General features: G+C 46.0%; 22 protein-coding genes. 6 read left to right on the forward strand and 16 right to left on the reverse strand.

What is annotated here, in order from left to right:
* Position 1: 1 nt before the first annotated feature.
* From C2755_RS09410 to C2755_RS09430, 5 genes are read right to left on the reverse strand one after another with little or no spacing between them, the layout of a single operon-like run.
* Positions 2–586 (reverse strand): SCO family protein, encoded by a 585-nt coding sequence (locus tag C2755_RS09410; protein WP_215321085.1) that lies wholly within the window; start codon positions 584–586, stop codon positions 2–4.
* 7 nt (positions 587–593) lie between these two features.
* Positions 594–1487, reverse strand: coding sequence for a heme o synthase (gene cyoE / locus C2755_RS09415; protein WP_215321086.1), 894 nt, complete (start codon positions 1485–1487; stop codon positions 594–596).
* Positions 1488–1489: 2 nt separating this feature from the next.
* Positions 1490–2611, reverse strand: a complete 1122-nt coding sequence (locus tag C2755_RS09420) for a heme A synthase (RefSeq protein ID WP_215321087.1) — start codon at positions 2609–2611, stop codon at positions 1490–1492.
* Positions 2611–3267 carry a hypothetical protein gene (locus C2755_RS09425; protein ID WP_215321088.1) on the reverse strand — a complete coding sequence of 219 codons (657 nt, stop codon included), beginning with the start codon at positions 3265–3267 and terminating at the stop codon, positions 2611–2613. Before C2755_RS09425 ends, C2755_RS09420 begins: the two co-directional genes overlap by 1 nt.
* Positions 3264–4052, reverse strand: coding sequence for an SURF1 family protein (locus C2755_RS09430; RefSeq protein WP_251368470.1), 789 nt, complete (start codon positions 4050–4052; stop codon positions 3264–3266). Before C2755_RS09430 ends, C2755_RS09425 begins: the two co-directional genes overlap by 4 nt.
* 14 nt (positions 4053–4066) lie before the next feature.
* Here C2755_RS09430 and C2755_RS09435 point away from each other — a divergent pair, with 14 nt between their 5' ends.
* Positions 4067–4279 carry a twin transmembrane helix small protein gene (locus C2755_RS09435; protein WP_072582679.1) on the forward strand — a complete coding sequence of 71 codons (213 nt, stop codon included), beginning with the start codon at positions 4067–4069 and terminating at the stop codon, positions 4277–4279.
* Between the two features lie 67 nt (positions 4280–4346).
* Here C2755_RS09435 and C2755_RS09440 read toward each other — a convergent pair whose 3' ends face one another.
* From C2755_RS09440 to C2755_RS09470, 7 genes are all read right to left on the reverse strand, one after another.
* Entirely contained in the window at positions 4347–5201 is an 855-nt protein-coding gene (locus tag C2755_RS09440) for a cytochrome c oxidase subunit 3 (protein ID WP_215321089.1), read from the reverse strand.
* 29 nt (positions 5202–5230) lie between these two features.
* Positions 5231–5404, reverse strand: a complete 174-nt coding sequence (locus C2755_RS09445) for a DUF2970 domain-containing protein (RefSeq protein ID WP_083564235.1) — start codon at positions 5402–5404, stop codon at positions 5231–5233.
* Positions 5405–5421: 17 nt separating this feature from the next.
* Entirely contained in the window at positions 5422–6006 is a 585-nt protein-coding gene (locus C2755_RS09450; RefSeq protein WP_215322363.1) for a cytochrome c oxidase assembly protein, read from the reverse strand.
* Positions 6007–6019: 13 nt separating this feature from the next.
* On the reverse strand, positions 6020–6235 hold the full coding sequence (locus tag C2755_RS10465; protein ID WP_370624631.1) for a cytochrome oxidase small assembly protein: 216 nt from the start codon (positions 6233–6235) through the stop codon (positions 6020–6022).
* Positions 6135–7754, reverse strand: coding sequence for a cytochrome c oxidase subunit I (gene ctaD, locus C2755_RS09460; RefSeq protein WP_215321091.1), 1620 nt, complete (start codon positions 7752–7754; stop codon positions 6135–6137). The genes C2755_RS10465 and ctaD overlap by 101 nt, the downstream gene beginning before the upstream one ends.
* A 40-nt stretch (positions 7755–7794) precedes the next feature.
* Positions 7795–8952, reverse strand: coding sequence for a cytochrome c oxidase subunit II (gene coxB, locus C2755_RS09465; RefSeq protein WP_215321092.1), 1158 nt, complete (start codon positions 8950–8952; stop codon positions 7795–7797).
* 179 nt (positions 8953–9131) lie between these two features.
* On the reverse strand, positions 9132–9929 hold the full coding sequence (locus tag C2755_RS09470) for a methyltransferase domain-containing protein (protein ID WP_251368471.1): 798 nt from the start codon (positions 9927–9929) through the stop codon (positions 9132–9134).
* Between C2755_RS09470 and C2755_RS09475 the strand changes: the two genes are divergently transcribed.
* Together C2755_RS09475 and trmL are read left to right on the forward strand one after the other, a co-directional pair.
* Positions 9929–10696, forward strand: a complete 768-nt coding sequence (locus C2755_RS09475) for a ComF family protein (RefSeq protein ID WP_251368472.1) — start codon at positions 9929–9931, stop codon at positions 10694–10696. The two genes, C2755_RS09470 and C2755_RS09475, sit on opposite strands and share 1 nt — an antisense overlap.
* A gap of 10 nt (positions 10697–10706) precedes the next feature.
* On the forward strand, positions 10707–11177 hold the full coding sequence (gene trmL, locus C2755_RS09480; protein WP_215321095.1) for a tRNA (uridine(34)/cytosine(34)/5-carboxymethylaminomethyluridine(34)-2'-O)-methyltransferase TrmL: 471 nt from the start codon (positions 10707–10709) through the stop codon (positions 11175–11177).
* A 22-nt stretch (positions 11178–11199) separates the two neighbouring features.
* On the opposite strand, the gene C2755_RS09485 is transcribed toward trmL, so the two are convergent.
* Genes C2755_RS09485 through C2755_RS09500 form a run of 4 tightly spaced genes read right to left on the reverse strand, consistent with a single transcriptional unit; the run spans position 11200 to position 13466 of the window.
* A complete protein-coding gene (locus C2755_RS09485) occupies positions 11200–12222 on the reverse strand; it encodes an NAD(P)H-dependent glycerol-3-phosphate dehydrogenase (protein WP_215321096.1) in 1023 nt (340 codons plus the stop codon).
* 24 nt (positions 12223–12246) lie between these two features.
* Positions 12247–12759 carry a protein-export chaperone SecB gene (gene secB / locus C2755_RS09490; protein WP_215321097.1) on the reverse strand — a complete coding sequence of 171 codons (513 nt, stop codon included), beginning with the start codon at positions 12757–12759 and terminating at the stop codon, positions 12247–12249.
* A 28-nt stretch (positions 12760–12787) separates the two neighbouring features.
* Positions 12788–13042: a glutaredoxin 3 gene (gene grxC / locus C2755_RS09495; RefSeq protein ID WP_215321098.1), complete on the reverse strand. Its 255-nt coding sequence runs from the start codon at positions 13040–13042 to the stop codon at positions 12788–12790.
* Between the two features lie 10 nt (positions 13043–13052).
* Positions 13053–13466 (reverse strand): rhodanese-like domain-containing protein, encoded by a 414-nt coding sequence (locus C2755_RS09500; protein WP_215321099.1) that lies wholly within the window; start codon positions 13464–13466, stop codon positions 13053–13055.
* 22 nt (positions 13467–13488) lie between these two features.
* Between C2755_RS09500 and gpmA the strand changes: the two genes are divergently transcribed.
* Genes gpmA through C2755_RS09515 form a run of 3 tightly spaced genes read left to right on the forward strand, consistent with a single transcriptional unit; the run spans position 13489 to position 16401 of the window.
* Positions 13489–14178 (forward strand): 2,3-diphosphoglycerate-dependent phosphoglycerate mutase, encoded by a 690-nt coding sequence (gpmA, locus tag C2755_RS09505; protein ID WP_215321100.1) that lies wholly within the window; start codon positions 13489–13491, stop codon positions 14176–14178.
* 12 nt (positions 14179–14190) lie between these two features.
* Complete coding sequence (locus tag C2755_RS09510) at positions 14191–15624, forward strand: S41 family peptidase (protein ID WP_215321101.1); 1434 nt, start codon at positions 14191–14193, stop codon at positions 15622–15624.
* Positions 15625–15648: 24 nt separating this feature from the next.
* Complete coding sequence (locus tag C2755_RS09515) at positions 15649–16401, forward strand: HesA/MoeB/ThiF family protein (protein ID WP_215321102.1); 753 nt, start codon at positions 15649–15651, stop codon at positions 16399–16401.
* Positions 16402–16405 lie beyond the last annotated feature (4 nt).

Below are 16405 nucleotides of genomic sequence, written 5' to 3' on the forward strand. Positions count from 1 at the left end.
CTTACTTTAACAGTTCTTTTAAATCATGCGCCAAGGTCTCTGGACCTTGAGCGTGCTTGATATACAAACGTAGATGACCCTCAGGATCAAATGCATAGCTACCCGCTGTGTGATCCATGGTGTAAGAGCCCGGCTTAGATCCCGGAACCTTCTTGTAATAAATCTTGAAGTCTTTGGTCACCTTCTCCAAGGCTGCCTCATCTGCGGGACGCAAACCCAAGAAACGAGGATCAAACGCAGGGACGTACTGCTTGAGAATCTCTGCGGTATCGCGCTCAGGATCTACGGTGACAAAAAGTACTTGCACCTTATCGGACTGGGGCCCCAAGAGAGTCATGACTTGCTGCATTTCAGTTAAGGTGGTTGGGCAAATATCAGGGCACTGGGTGTAACCAAAAAACATTACCACCACTTTGCCCTTAAAGTCCGCCAAGGTTCTGACCTTGCCGTCGGGATCCACCAAACTAAAGTCTTTTCCGAAAGCGGTGCTGCCAGTGATATCGATATTTTTAAACTCTGGCTTTGGACTGCAAGCAGCTAGTACAAAGCAAAGAATTGCTAAAAAGCAAAAGCGTAAAAAATTCATATGAATCTCAGAGGAAATAATGGTCTATCAAAAGCGCCGCAAAGAGTAGCGAAAGATAGGTAATAGAAAAGCGGAAGGTCTTTTTGGCTAAAGCATCGCTATAGGAAATAAACAAGGCAATGACATAGGCCAGGAACATTAAGCCCAAGATGATTGCTGAAACTAAATAGACCATACCGCTCATGCCATAGATATAAGGCAGCATCGTAGCTGCAATTAATATAAGGGTATAGAGAACGATATTCAGCAGTGTGAAACGCTCGCCATGAGTCACTGGCAGCATTGGTAAACCCGATTGAACGTAGTCATCACGACGATACAAAGCAAGTGCCCAGAAATGTGGAGGGGTCCACACAAAAATAATCAGAACCAAAAGCCAGGCTTCTGCAGAAAGGGTATTGGTCACTGCAGCCCAGCCCAAGGCTGGTGGCATCGCACCAGATAAACCGCCAATCACAATATTCTGTGGCGTGGCAGGCTTTAGTAACCAGGTATAAATCACTGCATAACCAACGAAGGTAGCAAGTGTTAACCACATCGTTAATGGGTTACAAAAATTCCACAAAATAATCATTCCGAGCGAACCCAGAACAATTGAGAAAATAATGATGTGAAAAGGCGTCACTTCGCCGGTGGCTGATGGACGCCAAGCAGTGCGCTTCATCTTGGCATCAACGGCTTGCTCAATCAAACAGTTCACTGCAAATGCAGCGCCAGCTAAAAGCCAGATCCCAACAATGCCACCAAAGAGCACTGGATACGGAACCATGCCAGGCGTTGCCAAGAACATACCAATCACTGCACAAAAAACGGCGAGCTGAGTCACTCTGGGTTTAGTTAAAACCCAATATTGACGCCAACGTGGCATAGCCACTGGTGCGCTTGTTTTAGAGTCGCTCATATTTACGCCATCTTCTTTTGAATGAAAGGCTTCCAAGAAGCCCAATAACTCATTCTGACCAAACAGAATACCAAAGCCGCAGAGCCGGCAGTGTGCAATAAAGCCGCCAATAACGGCCACTGAAACACCACATTAGAAATACCAGTGATGACTTGCAATAAAAGCACTCCTAGCAATAGCTTAGCCACTTGACCAAGGCTTGATAGAACTGGGGTTGCCAGCGCAAGAGCACTCCAGCCCAGAGTACCAAGCACGACCAATACCAGCATGGCAAAAAGGCGATGCGCCCAGTGGATTGTTTGCAAGGCCGCAGGAGAGATGAATTCTCCTTGCGCATTCAGGCCTAACTGACGCCAAAGAGTAAAACCCTCACTCCAATTGGTCTCAGGCCAAGCACCTCCTAAACACATCGGGAAATCAGGGCACGCTAATACAGCGTAATTAGTACTCACCCACGCACCTAGAAAAATTTGGATGAATAAAACCATAAAAGAAAGGGTGAGGAGTTGCGCAGAAAGCGGCCGTACCCGAATGGTGCGAATTGCAGAGGACCTACCCTCCCATGACTGCTGCGCATACGCCGTTAAGCAAGCCAACAAGACTAAGGCCAACATCAGGTGTGTTGTAACAATGATCGGTTGCAATTTCAGGGTGACAGTCCAAGCACCAAAGGCGCCTTGAATGCAGACCAATAAAAGCAAGCCCAAGCTGCCGAGCAAAGGATTTTTTCCCAAGGACTTTAGTTTAGAAAATGCAATAGCCACTTGTACCAAAATCAATGTACCTACTGTCATGGCTAAATAGCGATGAATCATCTCAATCCAGGCTTTAATAATTGTGACCGGCCCAGTAGGCCAAGCAATCTGTGCCTGTTGTATATTGGTTAGCGCATGAAAAGGATTGGAAGTACCGTAGCATCCAGGCCAATCAGGGCAGCCCAGCCCTGAGTCAGTGAGGCGTGTAAATGCGCCAAATACAATTAGATCAAAGGTCATGAAGACCAAGACCCAATTGAGTTTTTGCAACAAGCTATAGCCAGGCTTTTTCCAAATGAAGAAGAGTGGTAGGCCAGCAAAAATAATAGCGATGGCTGCCAGTTCCAGAAATAAAAGGAAACTGGGCATTACAAATTCTCGCCTTTGTGATTTAACTTCAGAAGCTTTTCCAAGTCTTTCTTCATACTAGAAAATTCTTTAGGTGAATTGGTCACTGGGAAATACATCATCTTTGCCGGGCTTGGATCAATCAACTGAATTTGCTGTCCTACGCCCTCTTTATTTAACCAAGCCTCAAAATCCGCCTTCTGCTTTGGGTCTGAAGGCAACGTAAGCACCTTAAGCCCTGCCGTCTTTTCGTCATAAATCTTGAGGACTTGAGGGTCAACAGGCTTACCATCTGTATTAACCCAGATTAACTGCAAGCGTTCGCTTTCTCTACCCATGGCAACTTTGGTTTGGCGCATCAGAAATAAAGCTTCAATACATTTCTCATCTTTGATGTGGCATTCACCAGCTGGACGAGCAACCAAGAGAGTCCATTTACCCTGGAGGGGGGCGTCAAGCCACGCCGCATTGAACTCTTGGGCTGGATATACGAGTGTTCCGAAATTGGTTTTTCCACCCTCAGGTTTAATTACGTAATAAGCAAAGTAAGAAGCGAGAACTGGTGAGGCACAGGCAAGCAATAACAACAACATCTGAATACGGCCACGACGCGTACGCGCATTAATCGCAGATGCATCCACCTGTGAAGCTGGAATTAATAACTCTTTATCACTCACTTTTGATCCCCATTCACTAATCCCTGTCGTTTGTATTGCCGCAGGCCACTTAGCAACCAAAATAAAAATCCAGCAAAAGCCAAAGCAAACCACTGGAATGCATAAGCATAATGGCGATCGACCCCACTTGTCAGAGGCGCCCAATCGCGGATTAAGCCATCCTCTATGCCAATCTCAATCTCACGCAAGATAAAGGGCGCTTGACTCCAGCCATGTAACTTGCCTTCAGTTGTTAAATCAAAATTTTGCTCAATTCTTGGTTTGTTTATATCAGCAGAAATCTTGCTGCTCCCAAGCTCATAGACTTTTCCGGGATGAGCAAATACAACGCCTTCAATATTGACTACTGTATTTGGGGTTTGCACGGGTGGAAGGGTTTCGCGATTTTCATTGTTGCGCGGCGCCCAACCCCGATTCACCCAAAGAACCTCGTCTTTCCCCTCAAGCCTCAATGGCATCATCAGGTAAAAGCCGGACTGTGCAGTGGCGCTACCAACAGGAGGAATGGGTCTTGGCCTGTTATCCAGCCAAATTGCTGCCTCAGGAACATATCGCCCACGAGCAATCATACGGCGCTCACTAGCCTCTTCCAAAGTCCATGGTGTTGCATTGGCACTTAAGATGGGCATTTGTTGGCGAGCCTGTAAATTCGCTGCCAAGGCAATTTTGGTATCAGCCCTGCTTAATTGCCAGACCCCAGCACCACAGCCGATCCCAATCACCAGCAAGGCTGATAAAGTAGCGACTATGCGCTTGGCAACGAGGGCAAAAAACAGCTTATTCAATTGAGGGATTTGAAATGAAGTGGATTATTCCTATTGTCCTACTAATGATTGTTTTTAGCTTAGGATCAGCTTTGTATTACATGATGAAAGATAGGGGGAATAGCTCCCGTATGGTTCATTCACTGATGCTACGCATTGGGTTATCCGTCGCGCTATTTTTAGGAATTTTGCTAGCCCACTACTTTGGTCTCATTGAAGCTACCGGCATCAGGGTGGGAACAAACTAGTCGCTAGCGAACAACACAAGAGCGCTAAAACAAATCGGGGCTTTAAAGCCCCGATTTTTTATTCAAACTACATCCAGTAAACAGCGATGTACAGACCAAGCCAGACTACGTCAACGAAGTGCCAGTACCAAGCAGCGCCTTCAAAAGCAAAGTGGTGTTTAGCAGTAAAGTCGCCACGAATCATACGGCGCAATACGATGGCCAGCATAGTGCCGCCAAGGAATACGTGGAAACCATGGAATCCAGTCAACATAAAGAATGTAGAGCCGTAGATACCTGATGTGAGCTTCAAATTGAGCTCATGGTAAGCGTGGTAGTACTCAAAAACCTGGAAGCACAAGAAGATAAAACCCAGGCCAACAGTTGCAGCCAAGCCAATAATGGCCTTCTTCATGTGGTTCGCTACCAATGCATGGTGAGCAATAGTAATCGTCACGCCAGAGCTCAATAACAATAATGTGTTGATAGTTGGAATCGGCCATGGGCCCATGGTGGTGAACTTCTCAACCAATCCAGCAGGACCATCATTTGGCCAGACAGCCTGGAAATTAGGCCAAAGTAATTTGCTCGTAACGTCACCCATCCAAGGCATTGCAATATTGCGTGCGTAAAAGAGGGCCGCAAAGAATGCGCCGAAGAACATGATTTCTGAGAAGATGAACCAAGCCATTGACCAGCGATAAGAAATATCAACGTTGATACCATTCTTACCAGCATTGGACTCAGCAATCGTATCGCCGAACCAGTGATAGAGCACAAATAGAACCCATGCCACACCAACCAAACTTAGGGCACCGCCCCAAGAAGTGTGATTTACCCAGCCAGACATACCAGCGCCAAATGCAATTAAGCCGGCGGCGGCCATGGCAGGATGCCTAGATAGTCCAGGAACGAAATAGTATGGGGTTGAATTGGATGACATCTTATTCTCTCTATTCAATCAAAAAATAATCAATGGGAAACAACTGCTTTCACTATCAACAGGAGAACGCCCATAAAAATCAAGGCGCCAACAACACCTGCAATGATAATGTGAACAAAACTAAGTGAAGCGACATCTTCCTGCAAACCTGATTGTTTACGCACCCCCAAGAAACCCCACATCACGGCTTTCATAGACTGCATAAAACTACTTTTTTTCTTCATGACACCACCCTTGACTTTGGCGCAGGTGGTGTGCCACCCATGCCCAGCTCAAAGAAGGTGTACGACAAAGTAATGGTTTTCACATCGTCCGGTAAACCCGCATCGATCACAAAAACTACTGGCATCTTCTTTGTTTCATTTGCCGCTAGTGTCTGCTCCTGAAAACAAAAACACTCTAACTTTGTAAAAAATTCTGTTGCGCTTTTAGGCGCATAACTTGGTATTGCCTGTGCTCGTACTTGGCGATTCTGATTATTAGTGACCTCATAAACAATCTCGGTCATTTCACCAGGATGCACTTCTAAAAAATTCTTTACCGGCTTAAAAGTAAACGGGCCTCGGCTATTAGAGTCAAACTCAATCGTCACCGTACGTGCATAGTTAACTTGGGTATTGCCAACCCTATTTGGGCTGAAAGCTCTAACGCCATAGTCATTTTTGCTCGTTACAACATTAATCCCAGTAGCTTCACACAAGGCTTTATACATTGGGACTAGTGCATAACCAAATCCAAACATCATTACCGCTGCAATTAAGAGCTTTAATAAAATCTGGCGATTCAGTGATTGAGTTGAAACCATCGTCATTGCGGGATTAACCCAACATACTCCGTTTAATCACAATACCAATAAAAAATACCAATACAACACTCAAAAGAATGAAGCCCATCCTACGATTATTCGCAGCAAGGGCTTGTTTCTCTGAAGAATTAAATTCCTGCTTCATGCATTTGCTCAGCACTAGGCGGAGTTTCAAAAGTGTGGTGTGGTGCTGGAGAAGGAATAGTCCACTCCAAACCTTTAGCTCCATCCCATGGCTTCATTGGTGCTTTTTCACCTTGACCACGGTATGCAGGAAGCACAACGAAGAACAAGAAATAGACCTGCGACAAGCCAAAGCCCAATGCGCCGATTGAAGCAACCATATTGAAATCAGCAAACTGCGTTGGGTAGTCAGCGTAACGACGTGGCATACCTGCCAAGCCTAAGAAGTGCATTGGGAAGAAGGTCACGTTAAAGAAAATCATGGAGGTCCAGAAGTGGATCTTGCCGCGAGTTTCATTAGCCATGCGACCAGTCCACTTAGGGCACCAGTAGTAGAAGCCAGCGAACATTGCAAACAATGAGCCCGCTACCAATACATAGTGGAAGTGAGCAACAACGTAGTAAGTATCCTGAACACCAATATCAATTGGTGCCATTGCCAGAATCAAACCAGTAAAGCCGCCCATGGTGAAAACGAAGATAAAGCCGATGGCCCACAACATTGGAGTTTCAAAGGTCATTGAACCTTTCCACATGGTTGCAACCCAGTTAAAAATCTTCACGCCAGTTGGAACAGCGATCAACATGGTTGCGTACATGAAGAACAGCTGACCAGTGACAGGCATACCAGTTGCAAACATGTGGTGAGCCCAGACGATGAATGACAAGATCGCAATAGATGCGGTTGCATAAACCATTGAGCTGTAACCAAACAATGTTTTTCTGGAGAATGTTGGAATAATTTCACTGACGATTCCGAATGCAGGAAGAATCATGATGTAAACCTCTGGGTGACCAAAGAACCAGAAAATATGTTGGAACATGATTGGATCGCCACCGCCAACTGCGGAGAAGAATGAGGTACCGAAATGACGGTCAGTCAGAACCATGGTGATTGCACCAGCCAATACAGGCATCACGGCAATCAATAAATAAGCAGTAATCAACCAAGTCCAGCAGAACATTGGCATCTTCATCAAAGTCATGCCAGGAGCGCGCATATTCAAGATGGTCACGATGATGTTGATCGAACCCATAATGGAAGAAGCACCCAATAAGTGGAGGGCAAAAATTGCCATGTCCATGCCAGGACCCATTTGCGAGGTCAATGGGGCATAGATAGTCCAGCCACCTGATGGAGCGCCACCAGGAACTAAGAATGAGCTGAATAACAATGTTGCAGCTACTGGAAGAATCCAGAAACTAAAATTATTCATACGAGCAAACGCCATATCAGATGCGCCAATTTGCAAAGGCACCATCCAGTTCGCGAAGCCAACGAATGCCGGCATGATTGCACCGAATACCATTACCAAGCCATGCATGGTTGTTAGCTGATTAAAGAACTCAGGGCGGAAGAATTGCAAACCAGGCTGGAACAATTCCAGACGAATTCCCAACGCCATCGTGCCGCCAGCCAACAAGCTAACAAACGAGAAGATCAAATACATCGTACCGATGTCTTTGTGGTTGGTTGCAAATAACCAACGACGCCATCCGTGTGGCGTGTGATCATCATGCGCGTGATCGTGTGCGTGGTCGTGGGTAGTAGAGACTGTGCTCATGGATTACTCCGGTTTAGTTTTATCTGTATTAGTTAATGAATTAGTTGCCGCCATGTGCGGTAATAATTTCCTGGGTCTGAATCACTTCGCCCGTTTTATTACCCCATGAATTACGGGTATAGGTAATCACGGCTGCGATATCTCCGTCGGAAAGGACGCCGCCCCACTTCGGCATTGCATTTTTACCGTTCAACAAAATATTAAATTGACCCGCTTTAGGTCCATTAACCACCTTGCTACCATCCAATGCAGGGAATGCACCAGCACCTTTGCCATTCGGCTGGTGGCAAGCGGCACAGTTCGCTGCGTAAACTTTAGCGCCGCGCTCTTTTTGCTCATCCAAGGTGTAAACCTTTGATGGATCGTCACCGCCAGCACCCATTGCTTTTTTCTTCTCAGCAACCCAAGCGCTGTAATCCTCTTGTGAAACTACCTTCACTACGATAGGCATGAAGGCATGCTCTGCACCGCAGAGCTCAGAACACTGACCGCGGAATGTGCCAATTTTGTCAGCCCTAAACCAGGTGTCACGAACAAAGCCTGGGATCGCATCTTGCTTTACGCCAAACGCTGGGATAGTCCAAGCATGAATAACGTCGTTAGCAGTAGTGATCAAACGAATTTTTTTGCCAACAGGCACAACCATTTCATTGTCCACTTCCATCAAATAGGTATTTGATTTGGGTGCCAAGTTGTTAATTGCTTCACGTGATGTAGATAAGGTAGACAAGAAGCTAATGCCTTCGCCTTCGCCCTTGATGTAGTCGTAACCCCACTTCCACTGATAACCAGTGGTCTTAATAGTGATGTCAGAGTTAGTGGTGTCTTTCATCGCCACAACAGTTTTTGTTGCTGGCAATGCCATGCCGATCACAATCAACAGCGGAATGACTGTCCAAATGATTTCAACAGTTGTGCTCTCGTGAAAAGAAGCTGATTTGTGACCCAATGATTTGCGATGCTTCAAGATGGAATAGAACATCACTCCGAAAACACCAATAAAAATCACTGCGCAAATGACCAACATCATCCAATGTAACCAATGGATTTCTTGCATGATTTTGGTAGCAGGAGGCGCAAAATTCAGCTGATTAACAGCTGGCCCACCAGGCATATTCTCTGCTGCATGAGCAAATGCAGTACCAAAAGCTACTGCGAAATAGAGCGAAGCCCTAGTGACTTTTCCAAATAAATTCATCTTATTCTCTGTTTATTGTCGTGAGCAAAGCAGCAAAAATGCCACAAAATGCCCAAAAAACGGTCTTAAGCTAATACTTACAGCCGTGATTATAGGGTGAATTAAGCGCAAGAACAAACCGGGTTAACCCAGCTTGAACCAATCTTGGTCGAGGTTTAAATGATAGTAAGCACTTACACTTAGGCAGAATCTGGCCTAGTCTTGTGCCCAATTTGATTTAGATCAATGTAGGCGACGTTGTCCTTTGCCTTTGCGAGGTGCTTTCCGAGTGCCCATGCATGCCCATAAACCACCTCTAAGGTGATTTTTTGCGGCAAAACCTCTTTTTCAGTGACTTCAGGAGGGGTGGAATGCACCAATTTCAGCGCACTCATATCGGCCAGCAATAAAGCAGGCTTCTCGTAATCCAAAGTGAGGTACTCCATGTCCATTACAGGATCAGAAAACCGCTCGCCAAGCAAAGCATCTCCCATATCGTGCATATCCCAAGGACTTAATAAATTCTTCAGCTTTACGTCCGAAAGCTCTAAGGCGCGCAACTCTTTTCCGGTATCAGGCCCTAAATAGCTAAATGTGATTAAGCCGCCCTCGCGCAGAACGCGCCAACACTCCTGCAAAAAATGCTTCGGATCAGGCAAATCGTGCAGCAAAAGATCGCTGAACACTAAATCAACAGAATTATCGGGAATATCGAATCTTCCAGACGAGGCATAGCTTGTCAAGGAGCTAGTGTTACTCGCAAATAAAGAACGCCAATTACTCAGCGCTTTAGCGCGCCACATTTGAAATCCTGAAACACCTTTTTCGGTGATGCTAAAAATGCGCGCCTTTGGATAGCGCTGAGCGAGCGTATCTAAATGCTTACCAGCAAAATCGGGCACCACTAAGATGTCTTTTACATCAAGCTTAACAATGTCTAATTTCTGCAGCATGCGAGCTGCAATTTCGTCTTGTAACCATCTAAGGGGCTGGGTCATTGACTCAGTATACTCAGCGCCCCATGCGATTTCCAGAGAACATTTTTCAAGCCATTTGTGAACAGCTTTTGCCGACAGCTTGTATTGCTTGTCAGGGGTTCCAAAAATCATCCCTATGCGATCGCTGTCTCAATCAATTACGCGATGAAGGTTTATTGAACTATCAATGTTGCTACCAATGTGGCATAACACTTCAGGTTTCAGAAATTGCAGAGCAACGTTGTGTGCAATGCCAAATCTCTCGACCATACTTTGATGCAACCCATTGCTTGGATCGCTATGATGGATTGCTACAAACTCCACTGCATGAATTGAAGTATCAAAAACGCATTGCATTTGCTAATGCCCTTGGCAGAACATGGAACTTACTTTTTAGTCAGGAATTTGAAGATATCTCTGCTGATTATTTACTGCCAGTGCCGCTTAGTATTGAGAAGTTAGCGCAGCGTGGTTTCAATCAAAGTTGGGAAATTGCTAAACGGATTCAGTGTGGAGTGCATATTCAAAAATCACCTTATGTGCTGCAGCGCCATCATTATGCAGAGCGACAGGCCGGAAGCACCTTAAGCAATCGCCACCTAGCCATTCAGGGAATGTTTTACCTTGAAGAGCGTTATATTGATCAGCTCGCAAACAAGACTGTGATTGTGTTTGATGATGTGATGACAAGTGGCGCAACTCTTAATGAAATTGCGCGCGTTCTGAAGGACAATGGTGTATCTCGCGTCATTAATTGGGTAGTACTTCGAGCTGCGCGATCAATCTAAAGAGTGCCGTATGTTTAATATTGTTTTATTCGAACCCGAGATTCCACCTAACACTGGAAACATTATTCGTTTGTGTGCAAACACTGGCGCCAAGCTGCATTTAATTGAGCCGCTTGGGTTTCCGATGGAAGATGCTAAGTTGCGTAGAGCGGGCCTGGACTACCACGAGTTTGCACGAGTCAAAGTACATAAAAATTGGGCACAGTTTTTAAAGGATGAGCAACCCGATCCTCAGCATCTCTTTGCATTGACTACCAAGGGCTCGGGCAAGTTTCATGAAGGCAAATACGGGCCCGATGATTACTTTGTATTTGGCTCTGAAACCAAAGGTATTGCGGATGAAGTCAGAGACTCGATTCCGAATGAGAATCGCATGCGTCTGGCAATGCAAGATAGTAGTCGCAGTCTGAACCTATCAAATACTGTAGCAATCGTAGTTTATGAAGCATGGCGCCAGAATGGCCTTGCTGGCGGTCAATAAGAAATTGACCCAGATGCTGTAATTACGATTCGATTTTAGGATCACGCCCCATAAGTTTTTTAACGGCAACATGTGGCTTCAATTTTCCAGAGAGCACTTCACCCATCATCGTAGTGATCGGCATGTCAACCCCTAAGCGTTTTGCCAAGTCGCCAACCGCCTCTGCACAAAGCACACCCTCAGCAACGTGACCAAGACTGGCAAGAACCTCAGGCAGCGACTTACCAGCAGCAAGCTCAAGACCAACGCGCCGATTACGCGATAGATCTCCAGTGGCGGTCAAGATCAAGTCCCCAACCCCAGTAAGACCCATGCAAGTTTCGGATTTACCGCCTGCGGCTTTCACAATTCGCATCATCTCTGCTAAACCGCGTGTGAGAACAGCAGCGCGTGCGTTCAAGCCCAAATCTAAGCCATCACCAATACCTGCAGCAATCGCCAAGACATTCTTAATAGCGCCGCCTAACTCCACACCAATCAAATCATCACTTGAATACACACGCATATTGCCGTGATGGAAAGCGGTTTGCACTGCTTCACATAACTTAGGAGATTTGCTAGCAACAGTTAAAGCGCAAGGCATACCCGCACCAACCTCACGTGCAAAGCTCGGGCCGGATAGGGCACCATACGAATGCGTTATTCCATGAGAATGCATCTTGCTCTCACGCTCTACTACCTGGTGGGGCAATAGGGCGGTATTCGGCTCAAGCCCTTTGCAGAGCCAAATAATATTAAGTGGGTGCTCAGCAATCTTTAAAGCTTGGGCGATTGTTTCTGAAAGCCCTGACATTGGTGTAGCAATGACCAATAAATCATTGCTCGAAAGTCGCTTGATGGCAGCAGAAAAGTTGCTCTCAAACTTAAGGCTTGCAGGCAACTGAATGCCTGAAAGATAAGCGCGATTTTCAGCGCTCTCTTCAATTTCTTTTAGCTGTTGTTTGCTACGAGACCATAAAACAACATCACCTTCTTGGAGAAAGCGAGCTGCTTGTGCAGCCATCGCCGTTCCCCAGGCACCAGCACCAAGCAGCGTCACCTTCATGATCTGTGGGCTCGCTCGTTGAGCTTAGTGAGGCTTGCTCTCAGCGGCTGCGCCATCCTTGGCAGCAGCTTCTTGTTGAGCTTGCATCAAACGATGTTCGTACATGCCGTGGAAATTAATCTCATTCAAATGAATTGGCTGGAAGCCTGCGCGACTAATAATATCGGCAATATTTGAACGTAAATACGGATACAAAATTGTTGGGCAAGCAATGCCAAGCATAGGATCAATTTGCTCAACCGGAATGTTGCTAAATTCAAAGATGCCGGCTTGTTTTGCTTCTACCAAGAATAGTACTTTGGTATCGACTTTAGCAGTCACAGTGGAGCTTAGAGCTACCTCAAAGATACCTTCACTTAAGGGTGCAACGGAGATATCAATCTCAACCTGGACTTGTGGCTCAGACGCAACCAACAAAATTTGCGGAGCATTTGGTTGCTCAAGAGATACATCTTTTAAGTAAATTCGCTGAATACGAAATCCAGGTTCTTTAGCTTGATCGGTGCCTGCCTGAGGTGCTGGGGTTTGTTCAGTCATTGCTAACTTTCTTTGAATGTTAAATCTATTAAGCTAATAAAGGATCAAGCTTTCCAGCGCGATCTAATGCCACTAAGTCGTCGTAACCACCAACATGCGTATCACCAATATAGATTTGTGGAACAGTGCGGCGGCCAGTGCGTGTCATCATAACTTCGCGTTGGGCCGGATCACGATCAATCAAAATCTTTTCGAGATTAGCAACGCCTTTTTTAGCCAGCAACTTTTCCGCCATGACGCAGTAAGGGCAAACTTGGGTGCTATACATTGTTACTGGAGGCATCGATTTATCCTTATTTCACTAATGGCAGAGCTGCTGCTTTCCAAGCCTGCACACCGCCATCTAAGGCGCCTACTTCGGCAAAGCCCAACTTTTGAGCTTCGGCCACGAGTTTGCGTGACTGAGATCCGGTTTCACAAACCAGGACTACTGGGTGCTTACGGTCAAGCTTGAGCCTTTCAATCGCTGCCGTTAAACCAGCAGCATTAGCGAATTTGGCGCCAGGTAAATGCCCCGATTTAAAGGCCTCTTCCGAGCGCAGATCCAAGACATAGGCTTTGCGTCGATTAATCCAAATCGTCGCTTCGGTAGGCGACAAGCCTTTTCCGCCAATAAGCGTAGATAATGAGGGTAGGAAAAGCGCTATGCCTGAAACCAACAACAGGGCAATAAGCGCTAAATTATCAATTTGCGTGAGAAAGTTCATCACCGGATTATAGAATGGCTCTATGAAACAACTTGTCCTTATTCGTCATGGCGAATCCGCCTGGAACCTTGAAAACCGCTTTACTGGCTGGGCGGACGTTGACTTAACCCCTAAAGGCGCAGAACAAGCCATCGCAGCAGGTGAAAACCTCAAAAATGCAGGTTATGAATTTGATATCGCCTATACCTCTGTTTTAAGGCGTGCCATTCGCACTCTTTGGCACGTTCAAGATGCCATGGATTTGATGTGGCTCCCTGTTGTTCATAGCTGGCGCTTAAATGAACGTCACTATGGCGCACTCACCGGATTGAATAAAGCTGAAACGGCAACTAAATATGGCGATGAACAAGTTCATATTTGGCGTCGCTCCTATGATGTACGTCCACCGCTACTTGAGCATGATGATGAGCGTCACCCCAAAAATGATCCCCGTTACTCAAAGCTCAATCCTTCCGATATTCCTTTGGGCGAATGCCTGAAAGATAATGTTGAGCGAGTATTACCCTTGTGGAATGAATCTATTGCACCCGCACTCAAAGCTGGCAAACGCGTTTTATTAGTGGCGCACGGCAACAGTATTCGCTCACTCATTAAGTATTTAGATCAAATGTCTGATGAAGCCATCATGGAAGTGAATGTACCTAATGGTGTGCCACTTGTTTATGAGTTAGACGACAACCTCAAACCCATTCAACACTTTTATTTGGATTAAAGCAAAAGAGATATGCGCCAATTTCTAAAGAATTTCGCCCTGATAGCCGTTGGCCTTATCGCCGGCGTAGCAGCCACGATCCAGCTCTCCGCGACCGCCCAGCAAAGCCCTCAGCTACCGCTGGATGAGCTCCGCACGCTCTCCAATGTCTTTGCCCAAATTAAGCGTGAATATGTTGAGCCCATAGAAGATAAGCAACTACTAACAGATGCCGTTAAAGGAATGGTCAGTAGTCTTGATCCTCATTCCACTTTCTTAGATAAAAAAGATTTTGCAGAAATGCAAGAGATGACCTCTGGAAAGTTTGCTGGACTTGGCATTGAAATCACTTCTGAAGATGGTGTAGTGAAAGTACTCAATCCAATTGAAGATAGTCCTGCTGCTCGCGCAGGCCTTCAAGCTGGAGACCTCATTACACGCCTTGATGACAAACCTGTTCGTGGTATGTCTCTAGACAAAGCTGTGCGGACTATGCGCGGCGAACCTGGAACCAAAATTACTTTGACGGTATTTCGTAAGAGTGAGGAGCGTAGCTTTCCGGTCACAATCACTCGCGCAGAGATTAAAGTTCAATCAGTCAAAACAAAAATTCTGGATAACGATATTGCTTGGGTACGCATCACAAGCTTTCAAGAGCGCACCGTTCCCGATCTTGCCAAGAAACTAACTGATATTGCCAATCAAGATCCAAAACTCAAAGGTATCATTCTTGATCTTCGTAACAATGGCGGCGGTCTATTACAAGGAGCTGTGGGTGTGGCTGCAGCATTCTTGCCTGCTGACGCAGTCATTGTCTCCACTAAAGGCCAGTCCCCAGATTCAAAACAGGTATTTAATGCAACGCCAGCGATGTATCGCCTAAATGAGTCTGGCGACCCTTTGGCGGGTGTTCCAGCGATATTTAAGAAATTGCCTATGGTGGTCTTGGTAAACGCTTATTCCGCCTCAGCCTCCGAGATTGTGGCTGGCGCACTCCAGGACTATAAACGCGCAACCATTATTGGAAAAACGACCTTTGGTAAGGGCTCTGTCCAAACCGTTCGCCCCCTGACCAATGATTCAGCACTGAAGATTACTACCGCTTATTACTACACCCCAAGTGGCAAGTCGATTCAGGCTTTTGGTGTGAAACCAGATATCCCAGTAGATCAAAACAAAGATGGTGATCCAGATGATGTATTAATCACTCGTGAGATTGATAGCGAAAAACATCTCCGCAATAAGCAGTCTGCCGAAGATAAGTTGATTAAAGATCGGGAACAACGTCGTATCGAAGAGTTGCAGCGCATTGAAGAAAAAAATGCCAAGAAGACTCCTGAAGAAAAAGAGAAAGATAAAAATAAGAAGCCTACAGAACTAGGTAGTGCGGATGACTTCATGCTTTCTCAAGCGTTGGCCTTTATTAATGGCCAGCCTGTGAAGCGCTCTTCATCCAAACTCGAATAACCTTTTAATCTCTGCGGCTGGCACATGAATGACGAGCAGTTACTTCGATACTCCAGGCACTTACTGCTTGACGAGATTGATGTTGCTGGCCAAGAGAAGCTTCTCCAATCACATGCTTTAGTCATCGGTGCCGGCGGCTTAGGTAGTGCTGCCGCCCCCTATTTAGCTGCTGCCGGAGTTGGACTCATCACCTTAGTAGATCATGATGATGTAGAGCTCACCAATTTGCAGCGCCAAATCATGCATGCCGAAAGTAGCGTTGGCAAAAGTAAAGTTGTCTCAGGAAAAGAATTTTTACAACGTCTTAACTCCAGCATTCAGATTGAAACCATTCAGGCTAAAGCCACAGCTTCGCTATTAGATGAAATATTGCCAAGCGTTGATGTTGTTCTCGATTGCACGGATAACTTTACAACTCGGCACCTCATTAATGCCGCCTGCGTTAAACATCAAATTCCTCTAGTTTCTGGATCAGCACTCAAGTTTGATGGTCAAGTGAGTGTCTTTGATCTACGAAATCCAAACTCACCATGCTATGCCTGCATCTTTTCTCCCGATGAAGTATTTGAAGAAGTCAGTTGCTCCAGCATGGGTATCTTCTCGCCTCTAGTAGGGATCATTGGAGCCATGCAAGCCGCTCAAGCCCTGCAGGTATTAATTGGTTTTGGAGAGCCCTTGGTGGGCCGCATGTTACTTTGGAATGGGCGTACGACCCAAATCGATGCAATCCGTATTAGCCGTAATTCCGAGTGCTCGGTATGCGGCTCAGCCCACTAAGCAA

Origin of the sequence: Polynucleobacter sp. MWH-S4W17, assembly GCF_018687535.1 — a bacterium.
Lineage (GTDB): Bacteria > Pseudomonadota > Gammaproteobacteria > Burkholderiales > Burkholderiaceae > Polynucleobacter.